At 42.9% G+C, this 15,267-nt stretch carries 17 protein-coding genes; 9 read left to right on the top strand and 8 right to left on the bottom strand.

Annotated features, from left to right (window positions below; genetic code table 11):
• The first annotated feature begins 1 nt into the window (after position 1).
• Positions 2 to 1,648 (top strand): B12-binding domain-containing radical SAM protein, encoded by a 1,647-nt coding sequence (locus AACT52_RS28660; protein ID WP_073634225.1) that lies wholly within the window; start codon positions 2 to 4, stop codon positions 1,646 to 1,648.
• Here AACT52_RS28660 and AACT52_RS28655 read toward each other — a convergent pair.
• Positions 1,642 to 1,830, bottom strand: coding sequence for a hypothetical protein (locus AACT52_RS28655; protein WP_143172902.1), 189 nt, complete (start codon positions 1,828 to 1,830; stop codon positions 1,642 to 1,644). The two genes, AACT52_RS28660 and AACT52_RS28655, sit on opposite strands and share 7 nt — an antisense overlap.
• A 104-nt stretch (positions 1,831 to 1,934) precedes the next feature.
• Here AACT52_RS28655 and AACT52_RS28650 point away from each other — a divergent pair, with 104 nt between their 5' ends.
• Positions 1,935 to 2,123 (top strand): CPXCG motif-containing cysteine-rich protein, encoded by a 189-nt coding sequence (locus AACT52_RS28650; protein WP_073634224.1) that lies wholly within the window; start codon positions 1,935 to 1,937, stop codon positions 2,121 to 2,123.
• Between the two features lie 157 nt (positions 2,124 to 2,280).
• A complete protein-coding gene (locus AACT52_RS28645; RefSeq protein ID WP_073634223.1) occupies positions 2,281 to 2,730 on the top strand; it encodes an SRPBCC family protein in 450 nt (149 codons plus the stop codon).
• Between the two features lie 34 nt (positions 2,731 to 2,764).
• On the opposite strand, the gene AACT52_RS28640 is transcribed toward AACT52_RS28645, so the two are convergent.
• Positions 2,765 to 3,583, bottom strand: a complete 819-nt coding sequence (locus tag AACT52_RS28640; protein ID WP_073634222.1) for an SDR family NAD(P)-dependent oxidoreductase — start codon at positions 3,581 to 3,583, stop codon at positions 2,765 to 2,767.
• A gap of 290 nt (positions 3,584 to 3,873) precedes the next feature.
• Here AACT52_RS28640 and AACT52_RS28635 point away from each other — a divergent pair, with 290 nt between their 5' ends.
• From AACT52_RS28635 to AACT52_RS28620, 4 genes are all read left to right on the top strand, one after another.
• Positions 3,874 to 4,071 (top strand): high light inducible protein, encoded by a 198-nt coding sequence (locus AACT52_RS28635; RefSeq protein ID WP_073634221.1) that lies wholly within the window; start codon positions 3,874 to 3,876, stop codon positions 4,069 to 4,071.
• Positions 4,072 to 4,436: 365 nt separating this feature from the next.
• The gene (gene crtW, locus AACT52_RS28630; protein ID WP_073634248.1) at positions 4,437 to 5,234 is read left to right on the top strand and encodes a beta-carotene ketolase CrtW; all 798 of its coding nucleotides are present in this window, start codon (positions 4,437 to 4,439) and stop codon (positions 5,232 to 5,234) included.
• A gap of 126 nt (positions 5,235 to 5,360) precedes the next feature.
• Positions 5,361 to 6,068, top strand: coding sequence for a restriction endonuclease subunit S (locus tag AACT52_RS28625; protein WP_073634220.1), 708 nt, complete (start codon positions 5,361 to 5,363; stop codon positions 6,066 to 6,068).
• Positions 6,069 to 6,105: 37 nt separating this feature from the next.
• Positions 6,106 to 6,930 carry a DUF3800 domain-containing protein gene (locus AACT52_RS28620; protein WP_073634219.1) on the top strand — a complete coding sequence of 275 codons (825 nt, stop codon included), beginning with the start codon at positions 6,106 to 6,108 and terminating at the stop codon, positions 6,928 to 6,930.
• Between the two features lie 343 nt (positions 6,931 to 7,273).
• Here AACT52_RS28620 and AACT52_RS28615 read toward each other — a convergent pair whose 3' ends face one another.
• From AACT52_RS28615 to AACT52_RS28600, 4 genes are all read right to left on the bottom strand, one after another.
• Positions 7,274 to 7,957, bottom strand: coding sequence for a hypothetical protein (locus AACT52_RS28615; RefSeq protein WP_073634218.1), 684 nt, complete (start codon positions 7,955 to 7,957; stop codon positions 7,274 to 7,276).
• A gap of 4 nt (positions 7,958 to 7,961) precedes the next feature.
• Positions 7,962 to 8,642, bottom strand: a complete 681-nt coding sequence (locus AACT52_RS28610; RefSeq protein WP_073634217.1) for a DUF2834 domain-containing protein — start codon at positions 8,640 to 8,642, stop codon at positions 7,962 to 7,964.
• A gap of 101 nt (positions 8,643 to 8,743) precedes the next feature.
• Positions 8,744 to 9,835 carry a heat-inducible transcriptional repressor HrcA gene (gene hrcA / locus AACT52_RS28605; protein WP_073634216.1) on the bottom strand — a complete coding sequence of 364 codons (1,092 nt, stop codon included), beginning with the start codon at positions 9,833 to 9,835 and terminating at the stop codon, positions 8,744 to 8,746.
• 504 nt (positions 9,836 to 10,339) lie between these two features.
• A complete protein-coding gene (locus tag AACT52_RS28600) occupies positions 10,340 to 10,696 on the bottom strand; it encodes a rhodanese-like domain-containing protein (RefSeq protein ID WP_073634215.1) in 357 nt (118 codons plus the stop codon).
• Between the two features lie 226 nt (positions 10,697 to 10,922).
• Here AACT52_RS28600 and AACT52_RS28595 point away from each other — a divergent pair, with 226 nt between their 5' ends.
• Positions 10,923 to 12,617 (top strand): DUF3352 domain-containing protein, encoded by a 1,695-nt coding sequence (locus tag AACT52_RS28595; protein ID WP_073634214.1) that lies wholly within the window; start codon positions 10,923 to 10,925, stop codon positions 12,615 to 12,617.
• 218 nt (positions 12,618 to 12,835) lie between these two features.
• Positions 12,836 to 13,630, top strand: a complete 795-nt coding sequence (gene cysE, locus AACT52_RS28590) for a serine O-acetyltransferase (protein ID WP_073634213.1) — start codon at positions 12,836 to 12,838, stop codon at positions 13,628 to 13,630.
• 434 nt (positions 13,631 to 14,064) lie between these two features.
• Here the strand turns inward: cysE and AACT52_RS28585 are convergent, their stop codons facing one another.
• Both AACT52_RS28585 and AACT52_RS28580 read right to left on the bottom strand, forming a co-directional pair.
• Complete coding sequence (locus AACT52_RS28585) at positions 14,065 to 14,376, bottom strand: hypothetical protein (RefSeq protein ID WP_073634212.1); 312 nt, start codon at positions 14,374 to 14,376, stop codon at positions 14,065 to 14,067.
• Positions 14,377 to 14,507: 131 nt separating this feature from the next.
• On the bottom strand, positions 14,508 to 15,107 hold the full coding sequence (locus AACT52_RS28580; RefSeq protein WP_073634211.1) for an Npun_F5749 family FMN-dependent PPOX-type flavoprotein: 600 nt from the start codon (positions 15,105 to 15,107) through the stop codon (positions 14,508 to 14,510).
• Between the last annotated feature and the right edge of the window lie 160 nt (positions 15,108 to 15,267).

Below are 15,267 nucleotides of genomic sequence, written 5' to 3'. Positions count from 1 at the left end.
TGTGACATCCTCTGTATTTGCTGCTGAACGCCTTTTATTTACACCTGCTATCCCTGACACCGACGCTATCCCCACCATCTTTGCCTTTCCTAACGAGTACACCGTGGGTATTACTAGCCTTGGTTATCAGGTGGTGTGGGCAACTTTGGCAATGCGTTCTGATGTGCAGGTAAGCCGTCTGTTTACCGACACTCACGAACAACTTCCAAGAAAGCCTGAATTACTCGGCTTTTCCGTTTCGTGGGAATTGGATTATGTGAATATATTGAACCTGCTGGAATCTTTGGAAATTCCCATCAGAACAAATGCCAGAGATGATAATCATCCCATAGTTTTTGGCGGCGGTCCCGTACTTACTGCCAACCCCGAACCTTTCGCAGATTTCTTTGATGTGATTTTGCTGGGAGATGGGGAAATTTTGCTGGGGAATTTTATCGAAGCTTACAAACAAGTTAGAAACGCTGATAGACAAACCCAACTCAAAGCTTTAGCACAAGTTCCTGGTATTTATGTCCCCAGTTTGTATGAGGTGGAATATCTCGCATTAGATGGGGCGGTAAAATCAATTCAACCTATTTCACCAGATATTCCCGCTGTGGTGCAAAAGCAAACTTACCGGGGAAATGTCCTCTCCGCATCAACAGTGGTGACGGAAAAAGCGGCATGGGAAAATATTTATATGGTGGAAGTGGTGAGAAGTTGCCCAGAAATGTGCCGCTTCTGCTTGGCAAGTTATCTCACACTGCCTTTTAGAACTGCTAGTTTTGAAGATTCACTGATTCCAGCGATTGAAAAAGGGTTATCAGTCACAAATCGCTTAGGATTATTGGGGGCTTCAGTTACCCAGCATCCAGAGTTTGAAGCTTTGCTGGATTACATCAGTCAGCCAAAGTACGATGATGTACGTCTGAGTATCGCCTCGGTGCGAACGAACACCGTTACGGTGCAGTTGGCGCAAACTTTGGCAAAACGAGACACGAAATCGCTTACCATTGCCGTAGAAAGTGGTTCGGAAAAATTACGACAAATCATTAACAAAAAGTTGCACAACGACGAAATCATCCAAGCTGCAGTAAATGCTAAGGCTGGCGGATTATCTAGTTTGAAACTCTACGGAATGGTAGGAATTCCTGGTGAACAACCAGAGGATGTGGATGCAACCGTGGCGATGATGCGCGAAGTTAAAAAAGCTGCTCCTGGACTGCGCTTAACACTAGGATGCAGCACCTTTGTTCCCAAGGCACATACACCATTTCAGTGGTTTGGGGTGAATTCTCAAGCAGAAAAACGGTTGCAATTTTTACAGAAAAAACTCAAGCCGCAAGGAATAGAGTTTCGTCCAGAAAGTTACAATTGGTCGATTATTCAAGCCTTGTTGTCGAGGGGCGATCGCCGACTCTCCCAGCTTTTAGAACTCACCCGCGACTTCGGTGATTCTTTGGGTAGTTACAAACGTGCTTTCAAACAACTCAAAGGACAAATCCCCGACTTAGATTTCTACGTTCACGCCAATTGGTCAACAGATCAAGTTTTACCCTGGAACCACTTGCAAGGACCCTTGCCACAGTCTACACTACTAAAGCATTTGGCTGATGCCACCAGTCATTTCGACTCGACGCAAAAAGAGTTACAACCATTAAATCAGTGAACAGTGAACAGTACCAGCCGCAGTGACGCCTGCGGGCTGGTGGGGGATTTAAACCCGCCACCAACGCTTATGCCTACGGCACGTCTCTTGACGAACGGTCCAATTGGTGTGGTGTTTCCCCTAACGATAAAACCGATAACTGGTACTGCGGGTACTTGATAACTGGTAACTGTTAAACTCATAGCCGAAAAGTTAATTTTTGAAACGCGGAGGAACGCAAAATTAGATTCTTCCTTTGCGTTCTGTGCGTCTTTATAATTCGATAATATTACGATAATGACTGTATATGCAAACAACAGCTGAATATTACTGCGCCTATTGCGGCGAACCAAATACGACCTTTGTTGATTTAAGTGCAGGTGGGCAGCAATCTTACGTAGAAGATTGTCAAGTTTGCTGCCGCCCTAATCTTCTTTACGTACGGATTGATGAAGATACTCTTGATGTAGAGATAGATACTGAATACGATGAATAAATTTTTCTACTGATTTTAAATTTAAGATTTTTTGGTAGTAGGTCATAGAGAATAGTTAGTGGTTAGTAGTTAGTGGTGATTAAAAAATTTAACTAACAACTAACAACTAACAACCATTAACTACCAATTACCACTTGCAAAATCGAAAATCGTTGAGATGCTGCTGTTTAAATATTCCTCAGTGATTAATGCACCAGTGGAAGTCGTTTGGAAATTCCACGAAAGACCAGATGTTTTGCAACTTCTGACTCCACCTTGGCAACCAGTTCAAGTCCTCCGCCGCGAAGGGGGACTCGGCAAGGGTGCTATCACTGAGTTTCGCCTTTTCTTGGGACCATTGCCCTTGCGTTGGTTGGCACGTCACACAGAATATGAAGAATATCGCCTATTTACCGACGAGCAAATTTCCGGACCTTTTGATTCTTGGGTACATCGACATCTGTTTGAACCAGAAAATGGCAAAACCAGGTTGACTGATGAGATTTCCTTTTCGATGCCTGGTGGACAACCAGTAGAATTTGTCAGTGGTTGGCTTGTGCAAGTTCAGCTAGAAGCTATGTTTCGCTACCGCCACCACGTAACAACACGGGAGTGCGAGTCAAGTTAAGTCAATGACTTTTATTTGTTGCTAGCCCCAGCTTTTATTTATCTTTATTCTTCAAAGCTTGGCGAGAAACCCACTGAAGGGCACCAGGAAACAATCGATAAAAGCCCTGCGAAAAATTCGCCGAACCAACCATGACCTCAGACTTCTGATTTTTAACTGCATCCCAGATGGCATTTGCCACATCCTCGGGCTTTTCCACGGCGGGGGTTTTCAGCACATTTTCGAGCTGCTCACGACGGATTTGAGCATCCTGGTCATCGCTGCCGCGAAAAACTGCCCGTTCCATTAAACTACTCTTGATTAAATTTGGGTAAATGCCACAAACATGAATACCTTTGGGCTTTAATTCCGCATGCAGTGATTCCGTCAACCCTGTAACAGCAAACTTACTAGTACAGTAAACCACTACATATGGGGTAGGTACTTTACCAGCGATGGAACTTAGATTCACAATAGTTCCAGATTTGCGCTGGAGGAAATGAGGCAGTAGGGCATGAATTGTGTGAATATATCCCCACAGGTTCAGGTCTATCACTTGATGCCAATCGCTGAGCGAGAACCCGTCCACTGGTCCCTCTGCGAAAACGCCTGCATTGTTAATCAATACGTCGATATAGCCATAATGATCCAACGCCTTTTCCACTAGTGTGTCCACCTGCGACGGATCTGTGACATCACAAGAAATCGTTAATGGCGCTGGACGACCAAGGCTTTGCACCTCCTGCGCTACACTTTCCAAGCGGTCAAGGTGACGAGCAGTTAGTACTAGGTCGTATCCTTTGCGGGCAAATAAAAGAGCTGTTGCTTTCCCAATACCTTGAGAAGCACCTGTAATGAGTACTGTAGGAGCCATATTTTTCAGTTAAAAAACTTTATTTCCTGTCTATTAGTTTGGGCAACAGAATTTAATAAACCTTCTGACTAGCGTTAGATTTTCAATTTATAAATTCTCTTGGTATACCTGACTACTACTCAATCGGCTCACCAAACACTCATTCACCCATGCGATACAAAATTTTACATAAATTTCTCAAAAACTCATCCTTTGGACTAGCTGAAGTTTTGGCACTACAGACAGATAGCGTTCACTAGGTAGGTGACTATTATAAGAAGTGTAATGGAAATACTTAAGGAAAATTAACAATGACTAAGGGATCTTTTCCTACTGATGCAACTGAAAAAGCATATAACGGCAGCGATCGCAATGCAGTTAAGCCTGGATTCACTCCACAGTCCGAACTTTGGCAAGGTCGTTTAGCGATGATTGGTTTTATTGCTTACCTACTTTGGGATCTCAACGGCTTCAGCGTTGTGCGCGACGTCCTCAATCTCACTCACTAGTCTTGAAAGAACCCAGAACTCAGCAGTGAGAAATCAGTTCCGCAAGTTAAGCCGACAGTACAGATAATGCAGGATGGAGTATCCACAACAGCCAACCCATTCTGTATTTCACGTTCTGGGTTCTAAATAGTTCTCAAGAATTTTGGCTGCATCATGCCTATACCAACCTCCACACGAAAAAAGTTTTCGGTATGGCAGTTATGTATGTAATTATTAAAGTAAATTAATATTTCTACATAATCTCAGGCTAGTGTTGCCTAAGACACAGGACTAACCAGTAATGGAGTTGCTCTGTTAGGTGGTTGGTGTATCTTGTCATGCCCTTATTTTTGTGAATTTTTCACCTAAGACAGAGTAGAACCGTGATCGAACAATTAGAAAAACCACCCACTGATCAAATAAAACTTAGTCCAGTGGGGAAAAGTAAATCTGAGAATTGGGGAATTTTAATCGCTACTGTCATTATTACTGTATGGGCAATCAGCCTTTCTCTCTTACTTTCCCTTGACATCTCCAACTTTAACTTTTTGATGTTATTGGCTATTATACTTTGGCAAACATTCCTATATACGGGATTATTTATCACCGCTCATGATGCTATGCATGGAGTAGTATTTCCTGGCAATAGCAAAATAAATCATTTTATTGGTTCAGTGTGTCTTGTTCTTTATGGTTTTCTATCTTATGAAAAACTATTGAAAAAGCACTGGATGCATCACCACCATCCTGCTAGTGAGAAAGACCCCGATTTCCACGACGGTAAACATAAAAATTTCTTCTCTTGGTATTTTCATTTTATGAAGGGTTACTGGAGTTGGGGACAAATCATCATATCAATGATTATTTATAACGTTGTTCATAACACACTCCATATACCTGAAGAAAATCTAAATTACTTTTGGGTTATCCCCTCACTTTTGAGTTCATTACAATTATTTTATTTTGGCAGTTTCCTGCCTCATCGAGAGCCAGAAGGCGGTTATAGTGAACCTCACCGGGCGCAAACTCTTTCACGTCCTGTGTGGTGGTCATTTATCAGTTGCTATCACTTTGGTTATCATGAAGAACATCACGAGTATCCTCATGTTGCTTGGTGGCAACTGCCAGAGATTTATATGATGAAGCGGTCAACGATTAATGCAGCTTCAGTAGCAGTCCGTTGAGGATTTGTGAAAAAACAAGATTCCCGACAACTTTGGCGAAGTCGGGGATCTGATCGGGCAATAACTTATTTAACCGCAGCAATATCGCCTAGGAAGTCGTAGAGTCCCATATGTTCGCCATATGCTTTGTTCATTGCAGGTGTCGTAGGGCGGTCTTCGTCAAATGATCCTCAAGCATTTGAGATTTCTTCTTTAGAGCTTAGTGAGAGGTTAGACGCAACTCATCATGTCCCAGTATGCCGAAGTGTAGTTCATAAGCTTTCAGAAAGTAAATTTAATCTTGTTCAGGTTGGTTCAAAAGTAAAACAAGTATATGTAGCTCCAAGATTTGCTCGAATATATGTTGAAGAAGATTTCGGTGTTCCTTTACTTCAAGGAAGCCAACTGCCTAGTATGCGTCTGTATGATTTGAAATATATCTCAAATACAAAAACTAATAAAATTGAGCGATGGATTATTAAATCAGGATGGGTTTTAGTAACTTGTTCTGGGACGATTGGTAGAGTTGCGGTATCTAGTTACCACCAAGATGGTTGGGCAGCATCTCAACACATTTTACGAATTATTCCACAAGAAAATGTGACTCATCCGGGTTTTTTAGCCGCTTTTCTATCTACTCCGTATGGTCAACATCAACTGAAAGCCAAAATTTACGGGGGAGTTGTAGATGAACTTACCGCAGAAGATACAGAAATGATTCTTATTCCTGACGTTCGTTACTCTGAGCAGTTAGGAATTGGTGAAACTGTAGTGAGAGTTTATGAGCTAAGAGATGAAGCCAATGCTTTAGAAGATGAGGCTATCGCGGAATTAGAGGCTATAATCTCAGATTGACGTAAAATAGGTCAAATCTACTCTTATCTTCCAGTGCATGTCAGAAGAAATCAAATTTCGTCACTACTTTGTTGACGAAGCAGGTGATCTTACATTCTTCGATAAAAAGGGACGGATCATCGTAGGTCAACCTGGAGCATCTAAATTTTTCATGGCTGGTGTTGCTCAAATTTCTGATCCAGAAAGAGTTACCTGGGAACTGAATGCACTCCGCTCAAGCTTGATGACTCATCCTCGCTTCAAGAATATTCCCTCTATGCAACCTGAAGCTAAAAAGACTGCGATTACCTTTCATGCAAAAGACGATCATCCCGAAATTCGGCAAAAGGTTTTTGAACTGATCCAGTCTTTCGACATCAAAGTTTTAGTGGCAATTCGGAGTAAAGCTGATATGGCAGAATCAGCAAAAGCAGACTTTAAGAGTTTGGGCACAAAGCTTCAGCAGAATGCAATTTACGACGATCTCATAACACGCTTATTCAAAAATCTGCTCCATAAAGCAGACGTTATCCAAATTGCTATTGCTAGACGCGGTAAGGCAGTACGCGAAGAAGCACTAGAACAAGCCATCAATCAAGCTCAAAAAAACTTTGAGTCTCAATGGAAAATAAGTTCAAATAGCTCTATCATAATTGAGCCTACTTATCCATCTGAGGTTGCTGGTTTACAGATCATCGACTATTACCTGTGGGCTGTACAGCGATGCTATGAACGCGAAGATGACCAGTTTTTTCTGCCCCTTGCCAAGAAATATAGACTCATTATGGACTTGGACGATAAGCGCAACAAGCCTTATGGGGAGTGGTATGGCGATCGCAACCCATTATCTATTAAAAAGCTAAAAGGGGCTAGGTCTAAGTAGGATCACTACTCGGACACACGGCATGAAGCCGACGTTCGCCCCTCTAAATACTATTGTACATCATATAAATCCAACCATTCAAAATCTTTAATTATAGCGATTTCATCACTTCATGTGGTGGCAGATTTGAAGAGATTAATCGTTAGGGTTTATAGTTCGGAGCGATCGCCCCACAGACAAGCTCGCAACTACGCCTCCATTGAGCAGTTAGGGGCATAGCTCATTATTATATGGAATTTTTCTACATAGCACCCTCATTGAGGGGCAATATGCGGAAACTTTCCGTATAGCGTGCCTCTCAAAAGGATTAGATTGAAATCAATATATCCTACAAACTGGCGTCCTATCGCGCCCTACTGCTGGTAAAAGATGTTGGTGTTTGTTGAGCAACATTATCTGATATCGCTGGACGTAGGCAAAGATACACAAGTGGACCGAAGAGTGGAACAAGTGCTGTTACCCAAAAGACTTGGGGATTATTCCAACGCCGTCGCGCCATATCATCACCAAGGACGGTTGGGAAGAGTAAGCAAAACAAGCAAAATGCCAAACTCATGCCATTAATAAAGCGATCGCCCTGAAACTGCTGCCAAAACCCTACCCAATCCCCTAAAAAAGCATAAATCAGCAAACCAAGAGTGCTTAAACTGAGGGCAATACCAAAAAAGCGAGAATCCAAGAGCTGCAAAAAAGCATCCTTCCGTCCCGAAAATTGTTGATTCGGTTCTCTCAAAGCCAAATAAGGTATAAGACCAAGCGTACCTGAAGCAATGGACGCTATTGCAAAGGGATAGAAAGGTATCCACTGCATCCTGCCATCAAAGAACAAAACACCACTGTAAATGAGCAGCCAGATGCCAACAAGCGAGAATAAGGAGAGGATAACTGGATTTACATTTGCCCAGTTCAAAGTGAAGATATTTTTTAGCAGTGTGAGAGTTTCCTCTAAGTGCAGTGGAGGAGCCAAAAATAATAGATACGCTATAAATCCAACCCACAATAACCAAAGAGCAATTTTTCTATTCATAATCTTAATTTCCTGCTGGTTGTTGCTGACTCGATATCATCTGTTTACCCGCTTCTTTTAAAGGGAGACGCATACATAAATACATCAAGGGACCAAATAGCGGTATTAATGAGATCAACCAGAACAACTGAGGATTATTCATATCCCGCCGCGCCATATCATCTCCTAACAAAGCTGGAAACAATAGGCAAAGCAGGCAAAAATCTAAGCTCATCACATGAATAAAGCGGCTTGTTTGCCACTGGTGAACAAAATCTCCCCAATCTCCTTGCCCTATACCATAGGCGACTAGGATAGCCGTTCCGACAGCCAGGGCAATACCTGTCAGGCGAGAATCTAGTATCGCTAAAAAAGCATTCTTTCTACCAGGGAACTTTGGATTTGGTTCCCGTAAGGCTAAGTAAGGCAGTAGGGTAAACGCCCCAACGCCAAAAGAAGCTGAAGCAAACAGCCAAGCAGGAATTTTTTGCCCTCTACCATCAATAAATATGAGGCAGCTGTAAATCATAGGCCAGATGCCCATAATGTTGAAGAGTGCCACGACTAAGGGGTTAATTCCTTGCCAATGACCAGTGGAAAGATTTTTAATCAAGTCGAATGTATCGGGCTGATTGGGAGGCGCAAAGAAAAAGGCATAGGCAATAAATCCTAGCCACAGCGCCCCAAAGGCAATTTTTCTTACCATGATTTAAGCTAGTTTTAACCAATCCTGAATTGTACTGCCACAAGTCGCGCTGTTTATATGCTTTTTATCGGTTTGAGAGCGCCCAAATTCACAAATCCCTACTAGGGATTGAAATAACTGAAAGCTTCCGATAGATAATCAGCAGCAGCAGCCACCACTGCGATCGCACCTTCATAATCTAGGCGCGTTGGTCCCAAAACTCCCACGCTACCTACTGCTACGGAACCCCGGCGATAGGTGGAAGAAATCAACGAGCAAGTGCGTATAGGTTCTAGAGGGTTTTCTGAGCCAATACGAACGGTAACTCGTGGTTTTCCCACTTCCTCAGTCTCCGGCTGCTGTTCAAATATTAATCGCCACAGTTGGTCTTGTTCTTCTTCCAACAGGTGGATGAGCATTTGCACTTGCTGTAATTCCGAAAACTCTGGCTGGCGCAAAACCTCAGCAACACCGCGAACCATAATTTGTGTTGCAGATGGAGCCAGAGTGCGATGGGCAAACTCTGCAATCGATTTTTTCAATAATTCGCCATATATTTGAAACTCCCGGTCTAATTGGCTCCATTTCAGGCTGGCTAATTCAGTTATGCTTCGTCCCCGCAGGTGGCTATTCAAAAAGTTAGAGACAATCTGTAACTCGCGGTCGATGACCTCTGCATCTGGTTGTGTATCCTCCGAGGCTTGCGGTAAATCCATCAATGCTGAATGTGTCTCATATCCATCCGTCACCACAATCAGCATCACCCGTCCCGTTTCTATTTGCACCAGTTGTAAATGTCTCAACACTGCTGTCGCGGTTTGCGGCATGGTAATCAAGGTAATGCAACCACTTAGGGTTGCTAGGATATGCGCGGCTCCTTGCAGTAGAGCTTCCAAACTCCAATCTTCCCACTTGAGCCGCTTTTGCAGTGACAGTTCTACCTCTCGTGCTAAAGTTTCAGAAGGTGTAATGAGCTGGTCAACATAAATGCGGTAGCCAGAGTCAGAAGGTACGCGTCCAGCAGAGGTGTGAGGTTGGTACAGTAACCCAGCTTTTTCCAACACGCCCATGACATTGCGGATTGTTGCTGAACTCACACCAAGGTTGTACTCATCAACAAGAGTTTTAGAACCAACAGGTTCTGCTGTGGCTATATAATGACGTATCGTTGCGGAAAGTATATGCTGTTGACGATTTGTTAGGTGGACTTGCATAAGCTATTTTGCACTGAAGCCGAGTTTTAAGTAAAGTTTGAAAAAATTTATGGAGACAACTCCAAAAAAGATTAATAATAGTAAAGTCAAGATAGCAAACTGTTGCCTTCTACAGGAATAAGTAAAAAGAAGTAAGTTAACAGTAAAGATTCAGTACTGCCAAGAGAAAAAAGTTTCCTTAACTACAGCATAACTCTGCTGGAAATGCTTTTGCATTTTAAGTAAAATAGCCCCCTACTTATGCATACTTCCATAAGCTTCTTGAAATCGCTGTATTTCAAGTTACTAATTTCCTGATAGCTATTAATACTTAAAGCTATCCTAGCTTGTACTAAGGGATGTGCATTAAATAAAAAAGCAGAATTCAGAATCTCTGTAGGGGCACGGCACTGCCGTACCTCTACCCAAAAATTGGAAATTAATGAATTTGTGTTCCTAAGGATAGCAAAGGCAATTTGGAATCGTTAGTCTCTGACATCATGTCGAAGAAGTGCAAAACAGGAGCTAATACTGGGGAATTGAAGGATCAACCAACGTTGAGTAGGCATCAATTCCGCCCGCAATGTTTTTCACATTTGTAAACCCTTGAACGATTAACCACTGACACATCTGGGCAGAACGAATGCCATGATGGCACAGTACAAGCGTTTCAGCCTCAGGATTTAATCGGGTGTTGACTTGATCTGCCCAATCAGGAAACTGACTCAAGGGAAGATTGACAAAGCCGTCAATGTGGGCAATGCTCACTTCTTGTGGTTCGCGCACGTCTACTAGCTGAAGTGAATCTTTTGAAGATAAGCGTTGCGCTAGTTCCTCTACGCTAATTTGGGTGATCAATGGTTGTGAAGGTTTACCTGCCATGAAGTTTTAATAAAAATTCTATACTACTTATGTTGGCAGAAATCTTCGTTCTTTGGGGTTGATAGGTGTATCAATCCCTTGATAGAGGTAGGAGATAACCTCATTTTTGATAGGTTTGTGCCGAAGTTTCAGTACTAAACTAATTTTTAGTAACAGAACTGCCTTCGATATTTCTAATGGTGGTTGATTATTTGTGTTTGCGCCCCTAGTAGTATGTGTAAAAATTATGACACAACGCTCCTTCTTCAGAGTTCTAGCAGCGGGTACCATTATGCTGCTGTTGATTGGTATCACTGGTTGTAACGGGTTTTATGCCAAAACTCCGCTGACTCGCACCTCTACTGAACAGTCAAATGCTGCCATATTCGTGTCGAAACAAGCACCAGTGATGGTGTCAATGCTAGTGAATCCAGAACGCTTGCAGGCGTTTGACGGTGATGGGGAACTCTCAAAATTAAAAACAAATTTACTGGCTAATACGGGTATAGATTACCAAGAGGATATTAAACCTTGGCTAGGAAACGAAATCACACTGGCTGTCACCACCTTAGACATTGACCGTGACTCTGACAACGGGCAACAGCCAGGGTATCTCATGGCAGTTGCAACTACTCAACCAGAGAAAAGCCGCGAATTTGTAGAGGTGTTGTTTTCCAAACGGGCATTGGCTGGGGCAAATTTAGCAACTGAACAGTACGAAGGCGTGAAGCTGATCTATGACAATCAAATCCCTGCAACCGAAGCTACTCCTGTTGAGAAGGAAAAAGTCAAAAACCAAAATCCTCTTGCTGGTGCAGCTGTAGGCAATAGCTTTGTCTTGTTTGCCAACGATCCAAAAGTGCTGCGAGAGGCTATTAATAACGTACAGGCAACCGATCTCAATTTGAGGAGTTCCAGTAAATACCAACAAGCCACGAAACAACTGCCCAAAGAAGCACTGGCTGTTGCTTTTCTGAATCTCCCCACAGTCGCAAAATGGCAAGGGTTAAAACCCGAGGCTCGAATTTATGACAACCAAATTATTTCTTTGGTATCCAACTCCAAAGGATTGCTAGCTGAAACTGCTTTCCTGGCAAAGGAAGAAACTTCACCTCCATCTGCACAACTCTCTAAACCTGTGGGTGCATTGGAGTATATCCCTGCTGCAGCAAGTTTGGCCGTTGCGGGGTCGAATTTGAACGGTTTGGGTGACAGTGATTTAGCCCAACTCTGGCAACAAGTGACAGCCGTCCTATCTGCTTCCCCAGAAGATGTTATTTCTAGATTATTACCACCTTTGGCAGATGTACAAAAACAATGGGGCATCAGATGGAAAGAGGATATTTTCAACTGGGTGCAAGGAGAATACGCCATAGGATTGTTACCTCGTAAAGAACAAACAACTCCTGATTGGATTTTTGTGGTCCAAAAATCTGACGCTACACCAGCAGGAATTTCCCATTTGGATGAACTCGCCTCATCAAAAGGGCTTTCCCTGAATTCCTTCAGCCTAAACGAACAAAAAATCTCCACTTGGACACAGTTAAGCGCTGCTGTGAATAAATCTCATGAAGCAAAAGAGCGAGAATCATTCGCAATCCAAGCAAAGGTTCTAGGGGCGCGTGCTGATCTGGGAAATTACGAGATTTTCGCATCCTCTGTTGAAGCAATTGATCAAGCTTTGACAGCCAAAAATAACTCCTTGATCAACAGTCGCAATTTCCAAGACAGCGTCGCTGCTATTCCTCAACCCAATCAAGGCTACGTGTATCTCGACTGGACAAAGAGTCAGGAGATTTTAGAGCGTCAACTACCAATTCTTAAGTTTGTGTTCGTCTTGGGTAAGCCGTTTTTTAAAGATTTGCGATCGCTCACACTTAGTAGTTATGGGAGCGACACGCGATTACTCAAAGGCGGCGTGTTTTTCCAATTCAATAGCTAGTTCAATTCCGAAATTGCCACAAACAAAGCTGTAGTTGTTCATGGTACAGGGAGTACAGAGGGTGCAGGGCAAGAAGTTTCCTCTTCTTCCCCTGCTTTCTTGTCATCCTGTCGCTTGAAACCCAAAAGAAAAAAGCTTGGGATTTTGAACAATTATGCATGGACATAGGACGTTAATATAGAGTTTGACTAGATTGGCAAAACTAGGGTAATAGAAGCGTGCTATCTACACTCATTACTGACTTCCGCATCATCTTTGAACGCGATCCAGCTGCTCGTAACTGGTTGGAAGTATTGTTTTGCTACCCCGGTTTGCAAGCTCTACTCTTACACAGGTTAGCTCATTGGCTGTATAGCATTCGTATTCCCTTTATCCCCCGCCTGATTTCCCACATCGCTCGATTTTTGACCGGAATTGAAATCCATCCTGGTGCAGTGATTGGACATGGTGTTTTTATTGACCACGGGATGGGTGTGGTGATTGGGGAAACGGCGATTGTCGGAGACTATAGCCTGATTTATCAAGGTGTCACCCTCGGCGGTACAGGTAAAGAATGCGGTAAGCGCCATCCTACCTTGGGGGAAAATGTTGTCGTTGGAGCTGGAGCCAAAGTATTGGGCAATATCGAAATTTGTAACAATGTCCGTATTGGTGCTGGCTCAGTTGTATTGCGTGATGTGCCACCCGACTGTACTGTGGTTGGCGTTCCTGGTCGAATTATCTATCGCGCTGGCGTTCGAGTCAACCCACTAGAACACGGAAGTTTACCAGATGCTGAAGCCCAAGTGATACGTGCTTTAGTAGACAGGCTTGAGCAACTTGAACAACAAATTCAACAGTTGCAACAAACACAGCAAAAAATTTCATTTTCTTCTCTTAACCCAGCATTTCAAACACCTAGCGTCTCAAATTCCCATATATTAACTGATGAGGCATCTTTGGCAGAAACGCGCAAGAGTTGCCGCTTGGAAAATAAGCTCATAGAAGAGTTCTTGGATGGATCTGGGATTTAACAAGTAAGCAAGTTCTATCATGTTCGCTTAATTGTCCATAAGAAAACTTATTTGTAGTAAGGACAAGAGTCCTTGCTTTGTCGGTAAAGAGGACTAAAGTCCAATACGCTTGGTGATAAGAGTTAATCCTCCCTAACCCTCCTTAAAAAGGAGGGAATTAAGCCCCCCAATGCATCGGGGGTTGGGGGGAGCTTCCGTAACCGAACACCACTAACTGAACTGTATTGGACTTCTTGCATTCATTCCAAAAAAAAGAATAATGAACCATAGATGCACACAGATGGACACAGATGGAACTCACATTCCGCAATCTTGTCTATTGGACTAAAGTCCTTACTACGAACTTCCGCACTGAAAAAAGCCAAGAAACTTATTTCTTGGCTCTTTTTCTTTGCTAGTTTTAGTACATACAACTGTTCGGAAGCCCAAAGAATTCATATAGCGCAACTCCATTGAATGAAGTAATTATTTATCTGTGTCCATCTGTACGGCAGTTGCGGGACTCGGGGGGAACCCCAACGCCAGTCACCTGCACTGGCTTCTCCGTCTGAGCGTGCTGGCTCCGCAACGCACGCAAGAGTCCATCTGTGGTTCATTATTTCTTTCTGTATCTTGCCCAATTGCAAACCGCCATAATTTCGGTGACAGATAAGTCGAATATTATCTGGGGATAAACTAACATCTATTTTGTTGGGATCTATAACAATGTAGTCGTTACCCAGGGCATGGTATTTGTAGAAATCCATAAAAATGCGAGTTTTTATACTAAAAATGCTGTAATTTTAATACATAAGAGAGACAATTTCTTTCACTATTCCCGTAATATAAATTAAGGTACTTACTACATTTTTGCAACTTTAAAGAAAGCAGAAATTCTTCAGGGATTAATCGCAGTCGTAGACCAAGTGTGACCACGCAGATAAGACCAACGATTTTGGGGCTCGCCACGCAATTCTAGATGATCCACCTGAGTGGGATCAAACAATAACAGGCAAAAATTAGGTGGAGGATTAGCGGGATCAAGAAGAGGTGGTGAGAAAGCTTGTTGATAATCTCTAGGTTTTCCAGGATGGGGCCAAGCGAATTGTAAACGAGCATTGTCTGAAAGGTCTTGCCACGTTGACTGACGAGCTTTTTGCAGTTCTAAGTCAGGATGATTACCATCGATGAGACTCAGTTCTCCTGCTATGCGGAATTGCTCACGAGTGACGGTAAAATACCAGCAAGCTTCTGCCCAAGGCTTATAAAGTATTTGGTCGAATTTTTGACTGCGTGTATCTGTGATGATTTTCAGCAGATTGGTATCGCCTAGAAACCCCCGAAAAACAACAGTACGATTCGCGGGGCGTCCGTCAGTTTGGACAGTTGCCAGTTGAAAGTAGCGGGAGTGGGGCTGGCTACGATTGCGGTGCAAAGCACGGGCAAGGGGAGAACGCCAAGGGGCAACATTTACAATCCCTGATAGGGATTCACACATATCTACCCCCGTTTTATGCAATAAGATTTTTACTGGCTAGTTGCACATTATATACTTTTCCATCAATTAAACTCTATTTTCTTTCAACGAGAAAAGCTATAAAATTTTACCACAATGAGTGCTGCCCTACACGTAGCGCAAATTCAACAAATTTTCAATC

This window comes from Scytonema sp. HK-05 (assembly GCF_963872035.1).
Taxonomy (GTDB): domain Bacteria; phylum Cyanobacteriota; class Cyanobacteriia; order Cyanobacteriales; family Nostocaceae; genus Kalymmatonema.
Note: the sequence above shows the minus strand (reverse complement) of the source record. Positions and strands in the feature narration are given on the sequence as shown.

Coding starts and splice junctions, on each gene's coding strand:
- AACT52_RS28595 (WP_073634214.1), top strand. CDS start 10,923: ATGACACAACGCTCCTTCTTCAGAGTTCTAGCAGCGGGTACCATTATG.
- AACT52_RS28645 (WP_073634223.1), top strand. CDS start 2,281: ATGCTGCTGTTTAAATATTCCTCAGTGATTAATGCACCAGTGGAAGTC.
- hrcA (WP_073634216.1), bottom strand. CDS start 9,835: ATGCAAGTCCACCTAACAAATCGTCAACAGCATATACTTTCCGCAACG.
- AACT52_RS28585 (WP_073634212.1), bottom strand. CDS start 14,376: ATGGATTTCTACAAATACCATGCCCTGGGTAACGACTACATTGTTATA.
- AACT52_RS28610 (WP_073634217.1), bottom strand. CDS start 8,642: ATGGTAAGAAAAATTGCCTTTGGGGCGCTGTGGCTAGGATTTATTGCC.
- AACT52_RS28655 (WP_143172902.1), bottom strand. CDS start 1,830: ATGAGTTTAACAGTTACCAGTTATCAAGTACCCGCAGTACCAGTTATC.
- AACT52_RS28600 (WP_073634215.1), bottom strand. CDS start 10,696: ATGGCAGGTAAACCTTCACAACCATTGATCACCCAAATTAGCGTAGAG.
- AACT52_RS28580 (WP_073634211.1), bottom strand. CDS start 15,107: ATGTGTGAATCCCTATCAGGGATTGTAAATGTTGCCCCTTGGCGTTCT.
- AACT52_RS28640 (WP_073634222.1), bottom strand. CDS start 3,583: ATGGCTCCTACAGTACTCATTACAGGTGCTTCTCAAGGTATTGGGAAA.
- AACT52_RS28620 (WP_073634219.1), top strand. CDS start 6,106: ATGTCAGAAGAAATCAAATTTCGTCACTACTTTGTTGACGAAGCAGGT.
- AACT52_RS28650 (WP_073634224.1), top strand. CDS start 1,935: ATGCAAACAACAGCTGAATATTACTGCGCCTATTGCGGCGAACCAAAT.
- AACT52_RS28635 (WP_073634221.1), top strand. CDS start 3,874: ATGACTAAGGGATCTTTTCCTACTGATGCAACTGAAAAAGCATATAAC.
- AACT52_RS28615 (WP_073634218.1), bottom strand. CDS start 7,957: ATGAATAGAAAAATTGCTCTTTGGTTATTGTGGGTTGGATTTATAGCG.